Below are 2,417 nucleotides of genomic sequence, written 5' to 3' on the forward strand. Positions count from 1 at the left end.
GTATCAGAGGTATTACATAGATCAATTGTTTCTTTTCCCAGCAGGGTATTGAGGTCTTTCAAGGTCGATTCCTCATTGCCTCCAAGGAAAAGCATCGTGTCACAGTTGCCCTCGATTGTCTGGGCGTTGTCCTTATACAAGGCTTTCAGCTGTGACTTTGACTGCAAAATAATAGAAGCAGAGATCTGTCTGCTTCTGATGGTCGCAATCAGTTTTTCAAATTTAGGTATCTGGCCTATGTTGGCGAACTCGTCGCACAGAACCCGCACCGGTACTGGAAGTTTGCCATTATAAACATCATCCGCCGTTTCGCACAGCACGTTGAACAGCTGGCTGTACATGATGGATACGATGAAATTGAAGGTATCATCTGTATCTGAAATGATGACAAACAGTGCTGTCTTCTCTGTACCGATGCTTTCAAGATCAAGCTCATCCGCCTTCGTAAGATCACGAAGCTCCGCAACATCAAATGGCGCAAGCCTTGCACCGCAGCTTATAAGAATAGATTTGGCTGTCTTGCCTGATGCCACTTGTCAATAGTTTCTTGTACTTTTTCTTGTGGAAACGCCTGAAACCCTCTCTAAATATGGACATAGAAAAAGGACCGGATTTTGCTCCGATCCTCTCTCAGAAATCATAATAAAATGATTATTTCTTAATCTTCCAAACGGTGTTCTGTTTGGCTCCTTCACGCTCAATATATCCTTTATCTCTTAAGGAATTCAAGGTCCTCTGCACTGTTCTTACTGTTTTTGAAGCCTTTTCAGCAAGCTCATCTCTTGAAGCATCCGGTTTAGACTTTAGAATTGCCAATATAGTCTTCTCGGTAAGATTAAGCTCATCGTCAGAAGTGACATCTGTAGTGACATCAGAAGTGACATCCGCAGTGTCACTTGTAATCGGATTTCTCTTGATAATAAACTTGAATCCATTCTGTCCATTCTCATACGAATACTTAACACCCGCATCTTTACAGAGGCTATCAATTCTCTTAAATCCACTTCCGAACTTCTCTATGGAATGGTTTAGGAACAGTATCTTCGATATGGCAGGATTTCTTATTTCTGACTCCAGATCCTTCTTGATATACTCCTCTGGTTTATATTTGCTCGCATATTCTCCTGGACTGTAAAATGTAATCTTTCCTGGATGAATGCATATTTCGTGAGTTGTTCTTCCGCCATATATTGCATGGGCAAAACTGTTTGCCAAAATCTCACGGACAACTGCAACAGGCACCTCAGGGATTTCATCCCTTTCCCAGCTTACAATCTCAACTCTCCATCTTATATGTTGAAGAATATACTCCTCGGCAAGCCTCATAAGATTAAAGATATTGTCTTCAAAAAGCTTCATATCAAGGATCGTCAGCTTTTCATCAGTCGCAAAAATCCCCACCTTCAACGATATCGGATGATTGTTTCCAAAAAGAGCTTCCCCTGCATTTGTCAGATGTCCGTCCCTAACCAAGCCAAAGCGATTTAGGATAATAGGGCATGTGTATCTCCCCTCTGGCAATCTTCCCGCCGCAATTGCATTCTGCCAAAAGTTTTTTATAGCAGAACGATCCACTTGCTTTTCTGTCAGCTCTGACAGACCCTTTTCCCATTTTTCTCTATATTTGTTGGCACCGAAGAATACCTTCAATTCTTCGGGTGTTACTTCACGATCCTCATCAGCTGTTCTGAGATAATATCGCCCTGCCGCTGAATACGGAGTGCTCTCACCGCTGAATTCGACTTTTATAGCGCTACGGCCTTCAAAAACCTCCTCCGTGATTGCCGGATATATCTGTGGTTTTATAGTTTCATATACCGCTCTGGATACATCCCTCAATGAAGATTCGGACACATCCTGCCCTGCTACATCCCCATTGGGCTTTACGCCAAAATATAATGTTCCGACACCATGTTTATTTAAGATGGATGCGATAGAAATCATCGCAGCCTTCATTTCTCCCGTGGTCTTCTTAAACTCAAGTGTTTCCGTTTCTTTTCCTAAGTTTTTCATGTGTCCCTCCGCTAATAGAAGTGACATCATTATACATTAGAAGTGACATTTTGTCACTACAAAAATGTCACTTCTAACATAACGTTTTTTAGTCTGAACACTCTGCACGTAGCACCCTTTTCAGCTTCTGAGAAAAGGTCAGTCCCTGCTCCTTGAAGTGAAGATATGTAATATAAGTGGTCTTACCGATAGTGCGTGTTACAGTGCTTGTGGGCAAAGAAGAAGCGCAGGTATCATTATCGACAACTGCGCTTTCCTGCTCCGGTATTAAGTTTTTTTCGTTCTCCATTTTCGTCCTCCTTTATAAATTGATATACTCTCGGAATCTATAAGCCAGTAACAATGCGGCTTTCAGATTCCTTTTTTATTAAAATCCCCCACTTTTTTATCAAAAAACACTTGAC

2 protein-coding genes and 1 pseudogene are annotated in these 2,417 nt (G+C 41.7%); all 3 read right to left on the reverse strand.

Annotation, left to right across the window (positions count from 1 at the left end; translation table 11 throughout):
• Positions 1-536 (reverse strand): annotated as a pseudogene (locus tag BLR42_RS22195) (type IV secretory system conjugative DNA transfer family protein); the annotation flags it as partial.
• 115 nt (positions 537-651) lie between these two features.
• Entirely contained in the window at positions 652-2,013 is a 1,362-nt protein-coding gene (locus BLR42_RS22200; RefSeq protein WP_170832950.1) for an RNA-binding domain-containing protein, read from the reverse strand.
• 88 nt (positions 2,014-2,101) lie between these two features.
• Positions 2,102-2,302 (reverse strand): transposon-encoded TnpW family protein, encoded by a 201-nt coding sequence (locus BLR42_RS22205; RefSeq protein ID WP_091873917.1) that lies wholly within the window; start codon positions 2,300-2,302, stop codon positions 2,102-2,104.
• Positions 2,303-2,417: the final 115 nt, after the last annotated feature.

Source organism: Butyrivibrio sp. INlla16 (assembly GCF_900104155.1).
Lineage (GTDB): Bacteria > Bacillota > Clostridia > Lachnospirales > Lachnospiraceae > Butyrivibrio.